Here is a 14,973-nt window from a genome sequence, read left to right as displayed (position 1 = left end):
TCCGTCACGCTCGAGTCGCGAGGAATTAACCATGGGACAGGCAATTGCCTATGTCATTCATCCCGATAACCGGCTTGAGCCTCTGCCCCGGCCGCCGGAAACATGCCTTGAGGAGGCTTGCGGGCTGGTGGAGGCCATCGGGCTTGCGGTTGGATTTGCGGATATCACGTCGGTGAACCGGCCCCGTGCCGGAACATTCATCGGCAAGGGATACGCCGATATGCTGAAAGAACGCGCCGCCGAAGATGATGATCCCCTGATTGTCATCAACACCGATCTTGCCCCGGTTCAGCAGCGCAATCTTGAAATGATCACCGGCTGCAAGGTGATCGACCGCACCGCGCTCATCCTTGAGATTTTTGGCGCCAGAGCCAGCACCCATGCCGGGCGGCTTCAGGTTGAACTTGCCGCCCTCAGCTTTCAGCGCAGCCGTCTGGTTCGGAGCTGGACCCACCTTGAACGCCAGCGTGGCGGCGGCGGGTTTCTCGGCGGGCCGGGGGAACGACAGATCGAACTTGACCGGCGGATGCTGATGCAGCGCGTCCTGCAGATCCGAAAAGAGCTTGAGGATGTGGAACGCACCCGCCGGCTTCAGCGGCAGAACAGGGGCCGGGCGGAAACCCCCACTCTTGCCCTGATCGGCTATACCAATGCGGGCAAATCAACGCTTTTCAATGCGTTGACCGGGGCAGGGGTGTTGTCAAAGGATATGCTTTTCGCCACCCTTGATCCCACGATGCGGGCGGTCAGGCTTGCCTCATCCCGCAAGGTTGTGCTGGCCGATACGGTCGGGTTCATCAGCCAGTTGCCAACCGAACTTGTTGAGGCATTCAAGAGCACCCTCGAAGAAGTCGTCTCGGCTGATCTGCTTCTTCACGTCCATGATGCGTCCTCACCGCTGCTGCTTGAGGAAGCCGATGATGTGTTCGGGGTGCTCCAGGATCTTGGCATTGATGAGCAGATGCTGGCAACAAGAGTGGTCCATGTCTTCAACAAATCGGATCTTGCCGGCGAGATAGCCGCTGCGGTCCATGAGCGGTTCCGGAAGCCGGTGATGATCTCGGCCCTGACCGGTGACGGCATCGCCGAGCTTGAACAGCGGATCGAACATGTCTTGTCGATACAGGATCAGGTCATTAAACTGAAACTGCCGCCGGGAGAAGGCGCAGCCCGGGCCTGGCTTTATGCGCAGGGCCGGGTGCATGATGCAATCATGCAGGATGATGGCTGGGAGGCGGTCGAGGTCACGCTGTCCAAGGCGGATTTTGCGCGGTTTTCTGCCCGCTGGCCGGAAATTACGCTGAAATAGAGTTGCTCAAACAGAGCTGCTGAAACAGAGCTGCTGAAATAGAGATATGGCATGGATTTCAAGGAGATAGAAGCAGATGATCTCGGGCGCCGCCTGAAAGGGATGGGGATCAATATCCTGTGCCCGGCGCCGCTGGTTTACGCGCCGTCGCTGGCACGGGTGATGGGGCTGGAACTCATCCGCGTTGATGCCTTTTTTGCCCTTCTTTCCTGGGCATCGCCCCCCGATATCACCAGCCTGATCCAGATACATGCAGACAATACCTACGCCAGCAATCCCTATCATGCCTTTCTTGGCGAAGGGCAGGTGCGCGGTCTCGGGGTCGAGCTGCGTCTTTACGCCGTTGATCCGGACGCCGCCGCCACCAGGGCTGAGGCCGAGGAAGGATGGACGGTCCTGCAACATGCCACCGACAAGGAGCACGGCATAAGGGAGGCCTTCATTCTTGACCCGCTTGGTTATTGCTGGGTGCCGAGCCTGCCGCTGCAGGCCCGGTTATGAGCGGCTGAACTCAGAGATCACGCAACACCGCTTTTGCGCAGTTTCGCCCGGGCAGGCCACTCACCCCGCCACCCGGATGCGCGCCGGAGCCGCCAAGATAAAGCCCGCGTATCGGCATCCGGTAATCCGCCGCCCCCACCACGGGCCGCATCGCATAGAGCTGGTCAAGATGCAGCGCGCCATGGAAAATATCACCGCCAACCATGTTGAGTTTGCGTTCGATATCAAGGGGTGAATTGATCTGTCTTGCGATGATGGATTGCCGGAATCCGGGGGCAAATTCCTCAATCGTATCGATTACCGTATCGGCGGCTTCATCCCGGGCATCATCCCAGCTCCGCCCATCGGGAAGGTGCCGCTGGAAATGCTGACAGAACAGACTCATGACATGGGCGCCTTTCGGGGCCAGGCTGTCGTCAAGAAGGCTGGGGATGCAGAATTCGATCACCGGCTTTCGGGCCCAGCCATGGGTGCGGGCATCATCATAGGCCTGTTGGATATAGGCGATTGATGGCATGACGTTGTTCGAGCCGTTCAGCATCATCTCCGGCGGCGTATCCAGCCCTTTGAGGGAGGAGAATTTCGGCAACTCGCTGATCGCCAGATTCATCCTGAAACTGCCTGATTCGGAACGATATCCTTTGATCCGGCGGCTGAAATCACCGGGCAGGTCATCAAACGCGATGATATTGCCGAAGAGGATTTGCGGATGGCAGTTGGCGATAACACTTCGGGCCCGGATTTCCTCACCATTGCCGAGGCGAACGCCGTCGATGCGGCCGGCATTGATCAACGCGCCCGTGACGTCGGCCTCGGTGCGGATTTCAACCCCTCTGGCCCGGGCGGAACTGGCCATGGCTTGTGTTATCGCGCCCATCCCGCCCCTTGCATGGCCCCAGGCACCGGTCTTGCCATTGACCTGACCGAAGACATGATGCAGCAGCACATAGGCCGTGCTGGGGTGATACGGGCTGACAAAATTGCCGACGCTGCCGCTATAGGCCATCGTGCCCTTGAGAATATCTGTTTCAAACCACTGATCAAGGTAATGCCCCACCGATTTGGTCATGAGCTCGGCGAGATGGGCACGGTTTTCCAGCGAGGCTTTGGCAAGCACCCGGCCGGTGGCAAGCGCGTCCGAAATCTGGCTGAAAAGCGATGAGGTGAGATTATAGGGCGTGGCCCGCATGAGCGGCCTCAGAATAGCGCAGATATCTTCCAGTAACTCATCAAGCCGGGCATAGTTTTCGGCGTCATTTCTGGAAAATTTCGCAATTTCGCGGCAGGAATCCTCGAGTTTCTGGGGAAGCCACAGATGACCTTCCGGGCCGAAGGTGATCGATGCACCTTCTCGCGGGATAATGTTGAGCCCGTGCTGTTCAAGATCAAGATCACGGATCACTTCGGGATCAAGCAGGCTGACCACATAGGAAAATTCGGAATTCCGGAATCCGGGGGCAAATTCGGTGGTCAGCGCCGCCCCGCCGATCACATCACGTCGTTCCAGTACCAGCACGGATTTCCCCTTGCCGGCAAGATATCCCGCCGCGGTCAGCCCGTTATGGCCGGCGCCGATAATAATCGCATCATATATCATCTGATTTTCCCTGTTCTGCCATCAGCCCTTGGCGGCATGGATAAGTTATGCTGAAAAAAACCGTGCTGGCATATTTTTCGATACCGGGTATGATTATGAAAACCTAACCGATGAATTGCAAGTAACCTTAACGAAACGTCATGGATACACATTATCAGCATAATGTCACCGAAGGCAGGGAAGGCCTGCCTGGCTGGTGCTACACCAACCCGGAACTGTATGAGTTGGAATGCAACACCCTTTTCCGCCAGTACTGGCAGCTGGTCTGCCATATATCGGATCTGCCCTCGCCCGGGGATTTCATTACTTTTGATCTGGTCGGCGAACGTGCCTTGATTATCCGCGGGCAGGATGGTGTTGTCCGCGCGTTTCACAATCTTTGCCGCCATCGCGGCTCACGTGTGGTGGCAGAAGAAAAGGGGAATTGCCCCGGGGTGGTGACCTGTCCCTTCCATGCCTGGAGTTTTGAGCTTGATGGTCGTCTTCGGTCCCCGGCAAAACCGCGCAGTTTTCCTCAACTGGACCCGGTGGAATGGGGGCTGAAACCCGTGGAGATGGAAATCTGGCACGGTTTCGTCTTTATCCGGTTTCAGGAAGGCCCCCAGCCGTCGATTGCAAAAGTATTGAAGAGGTTTGAGCGCGAAGCATCGGCCTATCATCTGGAAGACCTTTGCCCGTCCGAAGATGGCATCTACCTGATGGAAAACGCACAAGTGAACTGGAAATCCGTCCGTGATGTGGATAATGAAGGCTACCATGTTCCCATGGCTCACCCCGGCCTGCATGATCTTTATGGCAAGGATTATGTTGATGATGCCATGGTCGGGGACACGTTCCGGTCGGTCGGGGTGCTGAATGATGGCCCGGCACGTCTCTGGTCGGTCAGGAACTACCGGAAGCTTCTCGATCATCTGCCCGAACCCTGGAGGAGCCTGCCTCGGCAATGGGTGTATATGGGAATTTATCCCAACAGCGTGCTCGCCCTTTATCCGGATTCGGTGATCTTCTATCAGGATATTCCGCTCGGGGTGGATAAAACCGCCATCCGCGGTGCGATCTACCGCCGGGCCGATGAGGATCGCGTTACCCGTGCCGCCCGGTATCTTTCATCGCGGATTGACAATCTTACCGCCGAGGAAGACCGCATGCTGACCGTCTGGGTGCAGGAAGCCATCCAGTCAAGCGCCTTTGACGGGGTCATTCTTTCTGATCTCGAAAGCGGCGTGCGCAGCTACCATGACAGGTTGCGCAAGGCCATGCCCGTCATGGCCCGAGAAGAAGAGCCCCCGGCCGGAACGCTCTTGGAGTGCAATCAATCTCTTGCTGAAAATCAGGATGGAAAATACGGATGAAATCATGGTTTTCGCGGGAGACCCGATCGGGACTTAAACTGATTGCCGGGCCGTTCGGCTTTTCGCTTCTGTTGCTGGCCGCACCATTGCTCATGATGCTGCTGCTCAGTTTCTGGACACAGAACTATCTTGATCTTGATCGCACGCTGACCATGGCGAATTATGAAGAAGCCTGGTCTCATCCTGTCTACCGGATGTTGATGCAGCGCTCGCTCGTCATCTCATTCCTGGTGACACTTTCAACGGTCGTTCTCGCCTTTCCCATGGCGTATTTCATTTCCTTTTACGGAGGGAGACGGAAATCGCTGTGGATTTTTCTGATCACGATTCCCTTCTGGACAAGCTATCTTCTGCGGATTTTCATGTGGAAAATCATCCTCGGTTATAACGGGGTGCTGAATTCCACCCTGCAATGGATGTCTCTCATCGATGAGCCGCTCACCTTCATCCTCTACAATGCCAATGCCGTGGTGATTTCCCTCGCCCATGCCTGGGCGCCCTTTGCCATTCTGCCGATCTATGTTGCGCTTGAGAAAATTGACCGCTCGCTCCTTGAAGCTGCCCGTGATCTCGGCGATACCGCGTTCCGCCGGTTCATGCGGATAACCCTGCCGCTGGCCATGCCCGGGATCATCGCCGCATCGCTGATCGTCTTCATCCCCACCATCGGTGACTATATCACGCCCAAACTTGTCGGCGGCACCGACGGGCTGATGATTGCCAACATGATCCAGGTTCAGTTTTCCAAGGCAAACAACGCCCCGCTCGGCGCCGCGCTTGCCGTGTCCGCGATGTTGATTGTCGGCATGATCGCGGCGTGTTTTGTCTTCCTCAATCGGCGCTATCTCCGGAGGCAGGTATGATGAGCTCACCCAGATATCTGACTGTTTTTGTCGGCGTTTATCTTGTTTTTCTCTACGCGCCGGTGGTGTTGTTGCCGTTGTTTGCGTTCAATGACAGCGCCATCATCGCCTTTCCGCTCAAAGGGTTCAGCCTCAGATGGTTCGAAGGTCTTCAGCATGAGAGCACGTTGATCGTGGCGCTTAAAAATTCGCTGATCGTGGCGCTGTCGGCATCGGTGTTGAGCACCTGTTTCGGGGTGCTCGCGGCCCGGGCGGCGGCGCGATATGATTTTCTCGGCAAGAAGCCGATGATGTCCTTCCTGATGCTGCCTCTTGTCCTGCCGGAGATCATTGTCGGCGTTGCTCTGTTGATCGTGCTGGTGCAGCTCGGGATCGAGCTCAATGTCTGGACCGTCATTCTCGGGCATGTCCTGATCTGCATGCCCTTTTCGATCGCCATTCTTCTTTCCGCCTTCAACAACATGGACAAATACCTCGAAGAAGCATCGCTTGATCTTGGGGCGACGCGGCGGGAAACATTTTTCCGGGTAATCCTGCCCCTGGTCATGCCGGGGCTGATATCGTCCCTGCTGATCGGGTTTACGCTTTCGCTTGATGAGTTCATCATCGCGTTTTTCCTTACCGGAACAGAGCCGACGCTGCCGGTCTATATCTGGTCGCAGCTCAGGTTCCCGTCAAAACTGCCCGGCGTGATGGCTTTGGGTTTCATCATGCTCGTCCTGTCGTTGATCCTGCTGACTTTGGGGGAGTATTACCGCAAGAAGTCAGCCGCACTGATCGGGGCAGGGTCACAAGGAATTCAGAAGGGATAAAGAAAACATGGGTGTTTCTACTGATACACGGCCGATGGTGGAGCTTCAATCCGTCCAGAAGTCCTTTGGCGAAGTCCGCGCCGTCAATGGCGTCGATGCCGTCATAAGGGAAGGCGAGTTTTTCTCCCTTCTCGGGCCGTCCGGCTGCGGCAAGACAACCCTGCTGCGTCTGATCGCCGGATTTGAGCATCCTGATGCGGGCAGCATCGTCATTGCCGGGCAGAACATGGATCAGGTTGAACCCAATCATCGCCCCACCAACATGGTCTTTCAGTCCTACGCGATCTTTCCGCATCTCAATGTTCAGGAAAACGTGGCTTACGGGCTGCAGAAGCAGAAACTCCCGAAACAGGAATTGCTGGCGCGGGTGAATGAGATGCTCAGCCTCGTTGATCTCGAAGGGTATAACACTCGTCCTGCCCATGCTCTTTCAGGAGGGCAGCGCCAGCGAGTGGCGCTCGCCCGTGCCCTGATCATGAAGCCGAAGGTCCTTCTCCTTGATGAGCCGCTCTCGGCGCTGGATCGCAAATTGCGGGAGCAGATGCAGGTTGAGCTCAGAAATCTGCAGCGCACCGTTGGGATCACCTTCATCCTGGTGACCCATGATCAGGAAGAGGCACTCACCATGAGTGACCGGATCGCCGTCATGTTCAATGGTGAGATTGCCCAGCTTGCCACGCCCCAGGTTCTTTATCGCCGCCCATTGGATAAACGCATCGCCTCCTTCATCGGGATCATGAATTTTATCGATGGGACGCTCAAATCGGTGACGAAGAAGGGCATTGATATCGATGCAGGCCCCCTCGGCAGCATGACCATCGCCCCCGATCAGATGCCTCTTCCTCTGGCACCGGGTAAGGTGTCCATCGGCATACGGCCTGAAATGCTGACCGTTCTCTATTCATCCAAGGACAAGGCCGAAATTGAGGTTTCGGGCACGATTACAAATACAGGATATTACGGCGACATGACCTATTATGACGTTGCCGTGGATGGTCTTGACAGGGAAGTTACGGTATCGATGCGCAACACCGCCGGCCGCCGGGTTCTCGATATAGGTGAGAAAACAAGGCTTGGCCTTGGCCGGGAATCGCTTCTCTTGTTGGGTTGACAGGCCGCCCGCCGATAATCTCCGGATTTCCGGCATAAAAAAGGCGGGGATAACCCCGCCTTTTCCTTGTTGCTGAAAATCCTCAGAACCCGGCCTTGATCAATTCGAATTCCTTGATCATCTTCTCCCGCATTTCAGGGGAGATCGGTGCCTGCCAGAGCGTGTTCTTGGAATAGCTCTCGAGCGTGCCAAAGCCGTTTTCCTCACCAATGGCGTCCATCACTTCACCGTTGGAATGGCCATAACCCCATTCGGTCACGATGTAGTTGGCGGAACTTTCTTCAAGCCAGGCATTGAGGAAGTCATAGGCCTTGTCCTTTGACCCATTGCCGTCTTTGAGCATGACATAACCGCAGACCCAGGTGGAGGATCCTTCCTTGGTATCGCGATTCATGCCGACCGGCACCCCTTCGGATTCAAGGATAACCGCCACTTCGTTCCAGGACCAGGACAGGAGAATCTCGCCACTGGCCATCAGGCTGCGGACTTCAGCGCCGTCCTGCCAGTAGGTGCGGACATTCTTGTGAACTTCGCGCAGGAAAGCGGAGGCCTTGTCAAGGTCAGCCATGGTGGCCTTGTTCCAGTCCGTTACGCCGGTGGCAAGAAAGCCGAGCGCATAGGCATCATCAACGTTGTCAACAACGGAAATTCGCCCGGCGAATTTGGGATCGGCAAAAGATTGCAGCGTTGCAGCTTCGGATTCGGAAACCAGGTCCGTGCGGTAGGTGAGCGCTGTTGCGCCCCAGTCCACCGGCATCACCCATTGCTTGCCGCCCACATTGAAGCCTTCCATGTTTTTGAAATTCGGGATCACCTTGTCCCAGTTCTTGAGCCGTGATGTATCGATCGGCTCGATAATGCCGGCTTCGCGCCATTTGATCACCGACTGCGAGCAGGGATGGCCAAGATCAGCCTTGAAACCTGCCCGAATTTTCTGAAAAGCTTCTTCTTCATCGGAAAAGAAGGAATAGGTCGGCGCATCACCATGCTTGTCGACATAAGCCTGGAAGAAGTTCGGATCTTCATAGCCAGCCCAGTCAAAAACGACGAGTTCACTATCGGCGGCAAGAGCAGCGCCTGACAAAGACACCACCGCCACCGCCGACATCAGAGTTTTTCTAAATACATTCATTTCAGTTCCTCCCGGATTAGATGGGTTTATCCTAGCATGGATAGGGGCGGCAACAACTGAAAATTTAAGGCAGCATTTCCGCCTGAACTTCTTCTATCGCATCATCAAGAATATCAAACATTGTATCGATTTCTTCTCTGGTGATGACCAGCGGCGGTGAGAAGACGCACATATTGATGATGGGCCGTACCAGGAGGCCGCGTTTTTCCGCAGCCACATCCATGCGGTGCCCGAATTCAAGATCAATGGGGAGTTTCACGCTTTCAGGGCTGCCGGGCGCGGCGGCACCTTCAAGACAGCCAAGCAACCCCATCCCGCGCGCATCGCCGACGATCCGGTGCTTTTCCCCGAGCTGCTTGAGCCGGTCCTGAAAATGTGGCGAGATCTCGCGCACATGCCGGAGCAGGTTTTCATCTTCGATGATATCCATGTTCTTGAGCGCGGCGGCGGCAGAAACCGGATGGCCGGAATAGGTATAGCCGTTTGAAAACAGGATACCGTCGTTTTCCTCATCCTGAATTTCCGCAAGAAGGCTGTCGGAGAAGATCGCCGCCCCCATGGGAACATAGCCCGAAGTCAGCCCCTTGGCGCAGGTGATGATATCCGGCGTGATGCCGAACACCTCTTCCGAGGCAAACCAGTGACCAAGTCGGCCGAAACCCGTGACTACCTCATCCGAGATATAGAGCACATCATATTTCCGGCAGATTTCAAGACATCCCTTGTGATATCCTTCCGGCGGGACGATCACCCCGCCCGAGGCAAGGATGGGCTCGGCGATGAAGGCCGCAACTTTGTCCGGCCCGGTTTCGAGGATCATGTTCTCCAGGTCAGCCAGTTTTTCATCCCGCCAGGCCTCGAGACTCATCCCTTGAGGGCGGATATAAGGGTTCACATTGGGCAGAAAGCGGACCATCTCCTTGTTCGTGTCAAGAAACCTGCGGTCACGTTCCTTGCCTGAAACGCTGGCCGAAAGATAGGTGGAGCCGTGATATCCCTTTTCCCGGGCAATCGTGATCTTCTTTTCAGGCCTGCCTTTGATATTGTTGTAGAAATGCACGAATCTGAGCGCTGTATCCACCGCCGATGATCCGCCTGTTGTAAAGAAGACGGTATTGAGGTCCCCCGGCGTTTTCTCGGCAATGCGTCTGGCAAGGATGCTCGAGGGTTTTGTTGCCGATGTCCATGGACTTGAATAGCCAAGCTTGCTGGCCTGATTTGAAATAGCCAGGGCCATCTCTTCCCGGCCGTGCCCGATATTGACGCACCACATGCCGCCAGGTCCGTCGATCATCCGGCGCCCATCGGGATCGGTCATGTAGATACCCTTGGCTTCATGGATAATACCCAGGTCAGCGTTTTCCACCCCCATGGATTCCCAGGGATGAAAAACATGATCGTTATCCCATTTCTGGATATCCTTTGGCCGGACGCGATTGGTATCAGTCATGGGTTTACATCCTTCTTTTGATAACACGTCCCAGAGCAAGACCGGCAATCATGAAAAACAGAAAACCGATACCGTCACCGGGGTTGAGCAGGGCAGATGCCAGCGCCGGGCCGGGGCAAAGCCCGGACACCCCCCAGCCGATGCCGAAGAGGACCGCGCCAATCACCAGGGGGCGATCAATCATGTTGCTGGTGGGAAGCTGGAAGGCATCGGTGAAGAGAGGCTTGCTGCGACGCATCGCAAGACGATAGCCAATCCCGCTGACAATAACACCGCCACCCATGACAAAGGCAAGCGAAGGATCCCAGAGGCCGAAAATATCAAGAAACCCGATCACCTTGGATGGGTCCAGCATACCGCCGAGGGCGAGGCCGACACCAAAGAGAATACCCGTGATGAGTGAAGCAAAAAGAACCATGGCGATATCCTCAAAAAACGTGACGAACAAGACCGACGGTAACGACGGCACTGGCCATGAAAATCATCACGGCGACAATCGAGCGGATGGAAAGCCGCGCCATCCCGCAGATACCGTGACCGGAGGTGCAGCCCGAACCGATAGCGGTGCCGAGGCCGATGATCAGCCCGCTTGCCATCAGCCAGAAACCGGAGGCGGCAGGGCGGATTTCAATGGCATCCCCCGTCATCTGCATCACAAGGAACGGGCCGAGGATGACGCCGATGACGAAAACAAGGCGCCAGCTGCGGTCACCTGGCTCCATGCCGGGGCTGACAAGCCCGCCCATAATGCCGCTGATCCCCATCACCCGGCCATTCAGAAGGAGCAGCAACAGCGCCGCAAGCCCGATAAGCACCCCGCCGGTCAAGGACAGGTAGGGCGTGAAATGATCAAGATCGATCTGCATGAAAACCTCAGGAGTTAAATTAACGTCATGATTATGAAACGCGCCAGCAATAAAGACAAGAGCCAGTCTTCAGCGGCAGGCCGGATCATCCCTGCCGCCGGGCAAGGGTTTCCCTTCGTGCATGCAGCCGCTCCCGCCAGAAGGTGAACATCCCCGAGGCGATGACGATGGCAGCACCGAGCATGGTGGTGGGGCGGAGTTCTTCCTGAAAAATGACAATGCCGATCCCGCTGGCAAAAACCATCTGCAGAAAGACAAAAGGCTGCACCCGGGAGGCCTCGGTCAGGTCCAGCGCCCGGATCATCAGGTAATGCCCCAACGCACCGGTGATGCTGAGGATCACCATCCACATCCAGTCAATTGAGGACTGCATCGGGTCCCAGAAAAACGGGCCGATCAGGGTGATGGTGAGCGCACCGCTGATACCGGTCCAGAAAAAGCTTGTCTCAGGCTTGTCGAACCTCGCCACATAGCGGGTGGCAATGTTATAGAGCGCGAACATGACGGCAAAACCCAAGGGGAAAAGCGAGGCCGGGGTGAAAATGCTGCTGCCGGGCTGCAGGATGATCAGCACGCCGGTGAACCCGGTGCAGATGGCAAGCCATCGCTGCAGGCCGACCTTCTCCCCGAGCAGGGGAACAGACAGGGCGGTTACCATCAGCGGGTAGGAGGCAAAGACGCTATGGGTGTTGATCAGGCCGATATGCCCGAAACTCCAGACAATACAGCAGATCTGGATCACCAGAAGGACACCGCGGAAAATCTGTACCGGCAGTACCGCTGAACGTGCAACAGCGGCGATACCGCCGGGCTTCCGCATGCTGATGGCCAGGACAAAGATCCCGAACACCCAGTACCGGACCATGACGATGAAAAAGACGCTGTAGCTCAGCGCAAGATATTTGGAAATCCCGTCCTGGGTGGCGAAGACCACCACGGCACAGATGAAAAACAGGCTGCCCAGCGACGCCTGTGCGCCGGAAGAGACGGCGGGCAGGGACCTCGATGGTGATGACATCAGCCCGGACTTTCAGGTGAGGTTTCTGTCTTGATCAGGCTGCGGGCACCGCAAAGCGGGCAGTGCATCGGCTTGGCATCGATATTTTCCTTGAGATTCATGGTCGGATATGTCCAGTAAAAGCTGCACTCCCCGCAGGTCAGGTGCCAGATGATTTCCATGCTCGCGCGGATAGGCTTCGGCGCTCCGGTCATGACTGTATTCCCTTCAAGGCTTTCATGCTGGCGATGAGTTTAGCATCACGTTCAGCCGAAAGGGTATCAAAATCACGGCCGTCTTCTTCTTCACGGATACCCCGCTCCAAGAGGTCAATCACTTCAGGTGTCAGGTCAGGCGTGCCCATGGAATCCCACCAGCTGCGGAAACTCGGCCCGTATCTCTCGCAGAAGGTTTTCATGCCGCCGCCACCGGATCCAAGGCTGAACAGCATATGCGGCCCCATGACCGACCATCTGAGCCCCGGCCCCGCCGTCACCGCCTTGTCGACATCTTCGACGCTGGCCACGCCCTCGGCCACCAGGCTGATCGCCTCACGCCAGAGCGCGGCCTGCAGACGATTGGCAACATGGGCGGGAACTTCCTTGTTCACGCGAATGGTGACCTTGCCGCAGGACAAGTAAAATTCTGCCGCCCGATCAAGCACGCCTCCGGCGGTATTTGCGTTGCCGAGCAATTCCACCAGCGGGATCAGATGCGGCGGATTGAAAGGATGGCCGACAATGAGCCGGGACGCATCTTTAAGCCCGGCCTGCATATCACCGAGAAGCAGACCGGACGAACTCGTCGACAAAACAGCATCTTCCCCAAGGGCAGGTTCTATTCGCTTGTAGGTTTCATGCTTGATCTCAAGACGCTCGGGCACGCTTTCCTGAATGAAGCCGCATCCCTCGACCGCCGCGGCGGGATCACCGACAAAGCGGATGCGTGAAGGCGAGGCGCCATCGGTGATGCTTCCCAGCTCTTCAAGATGCCCCCAGGCCTTTTCGATATAGCGTTTGGTCAGGTTTTCGTTATCTGGATTGGGATCGTAATTGACCACCTCACGGCCCGAGGCAAGAAACAGGGCACTCCAGCTTGCCCCTATAACTCCTGATCCGATAATTCCAACTCTATCAATATCTTTCATTATATATCTCGTAAAAAGGATTAACTTAACTCGGGTCGGATAGGGGTGGCGGCGACGAGCCCGCCATCAACCGTCAGGGTCTGGCCGGTGACAAATTGCGCTTCATCGGAAAGCAGCCAGGCAACGGCGGCGGCGATATCTTCGGGTTTGCCAAATCTCCCGGCGGCATGGCGGTTGAGTGCGTCCGCCCGTGCTTTTTCCGGATCAGATGCGAGGGCAAAGGCCGCATCCGCCATGCCGGTCATGATCCAGCCGGGGCAGACCGCGTTGCACCTGATCCCGTCCTTGCCATGATCCACCGCAACCGATCGTGTCAGTCCATGGACGAAAGCCTTCGAAGCATTGTAGAGCGCCATGGAAGGATCGGCGTGATTGCCGGAGATGGAGCCGATATTCACGATACTTCCGCCGCCACCCCGGATCATCAGGGGGATTGCGGCACGGATGGTGAGGAACACGCCCTTGGCGTTTATCCCCATCACCTCGTTCCAGTCTTGATCGGTGGAATCCGCCACCGTCTTTTCCACCTGGACACCGGCATTGTTGACGAGCAGGTCAAGGCGTCCATACGTCGTCTCGATATGGGTGAAAAGCACCGATACATCGCCGCTGTCGGAGACATCGGCCGAAATCCAGTCCACTTCCCCCGCAAGATTGCCCGGCCGCGGGCCACGCCCGCAGGTAATCACCCTGGTCCCGTCGGCGGTGAGGCGCTGGACAATCCCGGCCCCGATGCCGCGGCTGCCGCCCGTCACAAGTGCTGTTTTCCCTTCAGGCATGGGCGGCGTGCTCCGGCTCAAGTCTGGTCATGGCCGATCATGACATGACGTGCCATGATCTCCATGGAAGAGCAGTTCGGTATCATCAGACATGGTTTCCCCTTGTTTCTTCTAGAAACCAACCGCATCGCCACCTTTGAGCGCCAGTCGCTGCCTGGCTTCTTCAGGCGTGGCGACCGTCAGCGACAGATCTTCGACAATGCGGCGGATCTTGCTGACCTGATCGGCGTTGCTCCGGGCAAGTTCACCCTTGCCGATATAAAGGCTGTCTTCGAGACCGACCCGCAGATTCCCGCCAAGCAGTCCGGCGGTGGTGGCAAACCCCATCTGGTTTTTGCCCGCAGCGAGCACCGACCACTCGTAATCATCACCGAAAAGGCGGTCAGCGACCGTGTTCATATGGACAAGATTATCGATCTCCGCGCCCGCACCGCCAAGGATGCCATAGATCAGCTGCAGGAAGAACGGCGGCTTGATCAGCCCCTTGTCGACGAAATGCGCCACCGTATAAAGATGGCCGAGGTCATAGCATTCCATTTCGAACCTGGTGCCGTGACCTTCTCCTAAATCTTTAAGTACAGTTTCAATATCATTGAAAGTATTCTTGAAAATGAAATCCTTTGTCATGCCGAGAAATTCAGGCTCCCAGGCATGATTCCACTCGCTGTATTTTTCCAGCATCGGGAAGATACCGAAATTCATCGATCCCATATTGAGCGAGGCCATCTCCGGGCTTGCCCGCCGTGCTGCTGCCAGTCGCTGGTCAAGGGTCATGCCGAGCCCGCCGCCGGTGGATATATTGATCACCGCCTCGGAACTTTGCTTGATCACCGGCAGAAACTGCATGAAGACATCCGGATCAGCGGTGGGTTTACCTGTTTCAGGGTCGCGTGCATGCAGATGGATGATCGACGCCCCGGCATCGGAGGCGGCAATCGCATCAGCGGCGATCTGTTGCGGGGTCACGGGCAGATGCGGTGACATGGTCGGGGTATGAATGCCGCCGGTAACCGCACAGGTGATGATAACGCTTTTTGCTTTTGCCATGGTACTCCTC

General features: G+C 56.5%; 16 protein-coding genes. 6 read left to right on the top strand and 10 right to left on the bottom strand.

Annotated features, from left to right (window positions below):
- Positions 1–31: 31 nt before the first annotated feature.
- Positions 32–1,309: a GTPase HflX gene (gene hflX / locus AB8880_06075; GenBank protein XDZ66944.1), complete on the top strand. Its 1,278-nt coding sequence runs from the start codon at positions 32–34 to the stop codon at positions 1,307–1,309.
- A 51-nt stretch (positions 1,310–1,360) separates the two neighbouring features.
- Positions 1,361–1,810, top strand: coding sequence for a glyoxalase (locus AB8880_06070; GenBank protein XDZ66943.1), 450 nt, complete (start codon positions 1,361–1,363; stop codon positions 1,808–1,810).
- Between the two features lie 10 nt (positions 1,811–1,820).
- Here the strand turns inward: AB8880_06070 and AB8880_06065 are convergent, their stop codons facing one another.
- Positions 1,821–3,407, bottom strand: coding sequence for a phytoene desaturase family protein (locus AB8880_06065; protein XDZ66942.1), 1,587 nt, complete (start codon positions 3,405–3,407; stop codon positions 1,821–1,823).
- Between the two features lie 140 nt (positions 3,408–3,547).
- On the opposite strand from AB8880_06065, the gene AB8880_06060 reads away from it, so the two are divergent.
- The 4 genes from AB8880_06060 to AB8880_06045 are packed head-to-tail and all read left to right on the top strand — an operon-like array spanning position 3,548 to position 7,545.
- Entirely contained in the window at positions 3,548–4,759 is a 1,212-nt protein-coding gene (locus tag AB8880_06060; GenBank protein XDZ66941.1) for an aromatic ring-hydroxylating dioxygenase subunit alpha, read from the top strand.
- Entirely contained in the window at positions 4,756–5,622 is an 867-nt protein-coding gene (locus tag AB8880_06055) for an ABC transporter permease (GenBank protein XDZ66940.1), read from the top strand. The genes AB8880_06060 and AB8880_06055 overlap by 4 nt, the downstream gene beginning before the upstream one ends.
- The gene (locus AB8880_06050; protein XDZ66939.1) at positions 5,619–6,434 is read left to right on the top strand and encodes an ABC transporter permease; all 816 of its coding nucleotides are present in this window, start codon (positions 5,619–5,621) and stop codon (positions 6,432–6,434) included. Before AB8880_06055 ends, AB8880_06050 begins: the two co-directional genes overlap by 4 nt.
- 7 nt (positions 6,435–6,441) lie before the next feature.
- Positions 6,442–7,545 (top strand): ABC transporter ATP-binding protein, encoded by a 1,104-nt coding sequence (locus AB8880_06045; GenBank protein XDZ66938.1) that lies wholly within the window; start codon positions 6,442–6,444, stop codon positions 7,543–7,545.
- An 82-nt stretch (positions 7,546–7,627) separates the two neighbouring features.
- Here the strand turns inward: AB8880_06045 and AB8880_06040 are convergent, their stop codons facing one another.
- The 9 genes from AB8880_06040 to AB8880_06000 form a co-directional block, all read right to left on the bottom strand.
- Entirely contained in the window at positions 7,628–8,677 is a 1,050-nt protein-coding gene (locus AB8880_06040; GenBank protein ID XDZ66937.1) for an extracellular solute-binding protein, read from the bottom strand.
- A gap of 64 nt (positions 8,678–8,741) precedes the next feature.
- Complete coding sequence (locus AB8880_06035; GenBank protein ID XDZ66936.1) at positions 8,742–10,127, bottom strand: aminotransferase; 1,386 nt, start codon at positions 10,125–10,127, stop codon at positions 8,742–8,744.
- A gap of 4 nt (positions 10,128–10,131) precedes the next feature.
- Positions 10,132–10,545: a DUF6691 family protein gene (locus AB8880_06030; protein ID XDZ66935.1), complete on the bottom strand. Its 414-nt coding sequence runs from the start codon at positions 10,543–10,545 to the stop codon at positions 10,132–10,134.
- Positions 10,546–10,555: 10 nt separating this feature from the next.
- Positions 10,556–10,993: a YeeE/YedE family protein gene (locus tag AB8880_06025; GenBank protein ID XDZ66934.1), complete on the bottom strand. Its 438-nt coding sequence runs from the start codon at positions 10,991–10,993 to the stop codon at positions 10,556–10,558.
- Between the two features lie 85 nt (positions 10,994–11,078).
- A complete protein-coding gene (locus AB8880_06020; GenBank protein ID XDZ66933.1) occupies positions 11,079–12,011 on the bottom strand; it encodes a DMT family transporter in 933 nt (310 codons plus the stop codon).
- Positions 12,011–12,205 carry a hypothetical protein gene (locus AB8880_06015; protein ID XDZ66932.1) on the bottom strand — a complete coding sequence of 65 codons (195 nt, stop codon included), beginning with the start codon at positions 12,203–12,205 and terminating at the stop codon, positions 12,011–12,013. Before AB8880_06015 ends, AB8880_06020 begins: the two co-directional genes overlap by 1 nt.
- Positions 12,202–13,137, bottom strand: a complete 936-nt coding sequence (locus AB8880_06010) for a 3-hydroxyacyl-CoA dehydrogenase NAD-binding domain-containing protein (protein XDZ66931.1) — start codon at positions 13,135–13,137, stop codon at positions 12,202–12,204. The genes AB8880_06015 and AB8880_06010 overlap by 4 nt, the downstream gene beginning before the upstream one ends.
- 20 nt (positions 13,138–13,157) lie before the next feature.
- Positions 13,158–13,916 (bottom strand): SDR family NAD(P)-dependent oxidoreductase, encoded by a 759-nt coding sequence (locus AB8880_06005; protein XDZ66930.1) that lies wholly within the window; start codon positions 13,914–13,916, stop codon positions 13,158–13,160.
- Between the two features lie 111 nt (positions 13,917–14,027).
- Positions 14,028–14,963 carry a 3-keto-5-aminohexanoate cleavage protein gene (locus tag AB8880_06000; GenBank protein XDZ66929.1) on the bottom strand — a complete coding sequence of 312 codons (936 nt, stop codon included), beginning with the start codon at positions 14,961–14,963 and terminating at the stop codon, positions 14,028–14,030.
- Positions 14,964–14,973: the final 10 nt, after the last annotated feature.

The sequence above is a fragment of the Alphaproteobacteria bacterium LSUCC0684 genome (genome assembly GCA_041228335.1).
Lineage (GTDB): Bacteria > Pseudomonadota > Alphaproteobacteria > Puniceispirillales > UBA1172.
Note: the sequence above shows the minus strand (reverse complement) of the source record. Positions and strands in the feature narration are given on the sequence as shown.